This is a genomic window from Bacteroidota bacterium, from assembly GCA_034439655.1.
In the GTDB taxonomy this organism is placed as follows: domain Bacteria; phylum Bacteroidota; class Bacteroidia; order UKL13-3; family UKL13-3; genus CANJUD01.
The window spans coordinates 1-3,370 of the sequence record JAWXAU010000095.1 but is presented as its reverse complement, the minus strand read 5'-3'; the positions used below and the strand labels follow the sequence as shown (position 1 = coordinate 3,370).

General features: G+C 36.4%; 3 protein-coding genes and 1 pseudogene. 3 read left to right on the top strand and 1 reads right to left on the bottom strand.

Going from position 1 to position 3,370, the window contains the following annotated elements:
• The 3 genes and pseudogenes from SGJ10_06535 to SGJ10_06525 all read left to right on the top strand — a co-directional run.
• On the top strand, positions 1-996 hold a 996-nt coding region (locus tag SGJ10_06535; GenBank protein MDZ4757781.1), incomplete at its 5' end, for a BamA/TamA family outer membrane protein.
• Between the two features lie 141 nt (positions 997-1,137).
• Positions 1,138-1,500 carry a hypothetical protein gene (locus tag SGJ10_06530; protein MDZ4757780.1) on the top strand — a complete coding sequence of 121 codons (363 nt, stop codon included), beginning with the start codon at positions 1,138-1,140 and terminating at the stop codon, positions 1,498-1,500.
• A gap of 12 nt (positions 1,501-1,512) precedes the next feature.
• Positions 1,513-1,872, top strand: a pseudogene (locus SGJ10_06525) (hypothetical protein).
• Between the two features lie 223 nt (positions 1,873-2,095).
• Here the strand turns inward: SGJ10_06525 and SGJ10_06520 are convergent.
• Positions 2,096-3,181: a transposase gene (locus SGJ10_06520; GenBank protein MDZ4757779.1), complete on the bottom strand. Its 1,086-nt coding sequence runs from the start codon at positions 3,179-3,181 to the stop codon at positions 2,096-2,098.
• Between the last annotated feature and the right edge of the window lie 189 nt (positions 3,182-3,370).

Genomic DNA, 3,370 nt, shown 5'->3' with positions numbered 1-3,370 from the left:
TCACAGGAAATAAAAAGAAATAAAAAGTTTAAAGTTCTTCCGGTTCCCATATTTGGATATTCGCCTGAAACCCGCACTTATGCAGGTGCTGTGGCGTTATTTACTTTGCGAATGTACAATGATACAAATACGAGAACTTCAAATGCGAAAATACAAATTTATTATACGGTAAATAAACAAATCATTTTTGAAAACGAATGGAATTATTTTTTCAACAAAGAAAAATATTTTACAAAAGGAAATATTTCGTACTCAAAATATCCTGATCTCTATTTTGGAATCGGTGCTAAAACGCCTGACAGCAATAAGTTTTCTTTCAATAGCAACCGATTTGTTTTTGAGGGTAATTTTTTGAAAAACTTAGGAAATAAAATTTTTGCCGGAACAAATATTAGGTATTTAGATTATAGTAATATTACTTCTCACCAATCCATTTTAAACCCTGAACTCGTTTCAAATTCTACAGCCGGCTTTGGTTTCACTATAATAAAAGACACAAGAAATAATTTGCTTACCCCCACTTCGGGAGTTTATTTTAACTTCAATTCAACATATAATATTTCTGAATCAAACTATTTAAAAACGATTATAGATTTTCGGTATTATAGAACTTGGAATACAATATTCACACTATCAAACCGATATATAACTATTTTTAATTCAGGTAATGTTCCTTTTTACGATTATGCTTTTTTGGGCGGAGACCAATATGTACGCGGATATTATTTCGGAAGATTTCGTGATAAAAATTTAACCGCTCTGCAAACTGAATTTAGGTTTCGCATCATTAAAAAATTCGGTGCCGCAGTTTTTGGAGGAGTAGCTAATATCTTTTCAAATGAAAACAAATTCGATATACAAAATTCAAAACATAATTTCGGTTTTGGAATTCGCATATTAATGGACAAAAAAGAAAATACAAATCTGCGGCTCGACTACGCAATGGGGAGTAATGGCAATACTGGTTTTTACATTGTATTCGGTGAGTCTTTCTAAAAATAATTGACTATGTCTGCTGAAAAACTATAAAGCACTATGCTGCCTTGAATCAAAACCTTGAATGGCTTCTCGCAATGCGGCAGGCAATATAATGGCCAACTACATATGGCGAAGAATATGACCCTGACATATTGATGGATGTTACCTATTTTCGTTGGGGTCGAAAGCCCTATATACGGCAGCAGCTGGGTGGGAGTATATAAGTCCATGAAACTAATGGAAGACAACGGGTGCTACAGCCCTATTGCCTATCCTTTTTGCAGCACCAAAAAGCTGATCAGGTGTAAACGGAATTATGAACTGAGCAACCACCTTGGCAATGTGCATGTGGTGGTTGCTGACAAAAAAACCAGCGATTGCCAGTACGGATTATTTCTGGGTTATCATGCTTTCATCGTCACCGCTACTGATTATTATCCATTTGGTATGCCCATGCCGGGCAGAACCTATACTGCACCCCTACCAATGTTTGGGCCGTCTGAGGGGAGTTATAGATACTGATTTAATGGACAGGAAAATGATAACGAGATTGCAGGTGAAGGGAACTTGGTTGATTATGGGATGAGAGTAAATGATTGCCGGTTGGGAAGGTTTTTTAGTGTTGATCCTTTGACAAGGAACTACCCGACACTAACTCCTTATCAGTTTGCTGCCAATATGCCAATAATAGCAATTGATTTAGATGGGATAGAAGCTTGGGAGGTACAAAGACAATGGAATCCGACAGACTTAGAGGGATTTAGAACGTTTGCCGCCGCTGAGTTAAAAATAATTAGAGATAATGTTGTCAAAGGGATTGTTAATTCTTCAACTATTTATGATTGTGCAGATTTGGGAGTGTATTTAATAATTATACCGAAACTCAATATATAATAGTCCAAAAAAAGGGGAACTAAACATATAGTAGTTCGGCATTACCATTCTAAAAACTAAAATATTCTTTTGGACTATTATAGTTTAAGAAATGGTATTAGTTATTTGCAACCAAAACAGACGAAACAAGAACATTGACAGAAACTAAAAAATATGAAATTCTGGAAGCACTGCCGACCTACGGACCAATGTATATTCCTGTGACTGAAAATGACGAAGCGTTTTATAGAGACAATGAATTCCCACGGTCTTTTCTGTACCAGTTGCCATTGGTGCTTAGTATATTTCCTTGCGGACATATATATTGATCATCTGTTTCGTTATATATAAAATTTGCTACATTATAGTTTTCATCAGGAGCATTTGATGCCACATCAGGTATGGCCACCATCAGATTTATTCCCATTTCAATACCTGTTCTTATCTCGCTTCCGGTATGGTATCCCTTGTCGTATAAAGCTGTAAAATCTGTTGACTGAAGTATCACTTTTGATCTGCGAAGCATACCACCCATTGCCTTGCTGTCATTCTCATTGGTCACTTTATAGTCAATGGGTATGCAGTATTTTGCGTCTACGACAGTTTGAATATTATATGCTACTTCGGTAATGTTGTTACGGGTAATCATTTGCCTGCTCTCAGGGTCAGAGGTAGATACCTGCACATCACCGCTTTCTTCCAGATACTCACTCATTGCCAAGTAGCCGTTTTTTCTTTCTGTATGCGTGGCAATATGCTTTTCTATTGCTGCTTTGTTGTCACCATCAGCCTCAGATAATGCTTTGTTATACTCATCAAGTTTATTGTCAATATATGCAATATGTTTTTCTATTTTTTTGGGAGTGAAATTGTTTTTCTTAGAGTTTTGTGCACGAAGCTTAGTGCTGTCACCGGCTACCAATGTGCCGCCAATCAAATCAAAATGTTTGGCGATGCTCACAGTATAACGAAATACTTTGCGAATGGCTCTTTCATTGTCTCGTCTGAAATTAGAGATTGTGTTGTGATCAGGCACCAGTTCATTCATCAGCCACATTACTTCAATGTTTCTTTTGCATTCTTTCTCCAACTGTCTGCTTGAGCGAATGTGGTTGAGGTAGCCGTAAACATAGAGCTTCAACAAATCTTTCGGATGATAAGCTGGCCTGCCTTCTTTGGTTGTTTTTATCACAAACTTAAAATCAGCAAGTTGAATGCTCTCAACAAAAAGATCAATGATACGAACTTCATTATCCTGCTCTACAATCTGGTCTAATGTTTCAGGGAATAGCACACTTTGTGTTCTGTTTGTTCCTTGTATAAATTGCATATACAATAATACATATATATACATTTAGGGTAATGAACATATATATATATAATTAATCCACACTTGAGGTGTGAGTTTTTAGACAGTCTGACGTTTTGCAGCTACAAGAAGTTGGCGATTTTTACCGCAAATGTTCATACGAAGAACGAATGTTTTGTACGCATTAGGCATTATGGAATACTTAGCAGC

Coding starts and splice junctions, on each gene's coding strand:
- SGJ10_06530 (MDZ4757780.1), top strand. CDS start 1,138: ATGTTACCTATTTTCGTTGGGGTCGAAAGCCCTATATACGGCAGCAGC.
- SGJ10_06520 (MDZ4757779.1), bottom strand. CDS start 3,181: ATGCAATTTATACAAGGAACAAACAGAACACAAAGTGTGCTATTCCCT.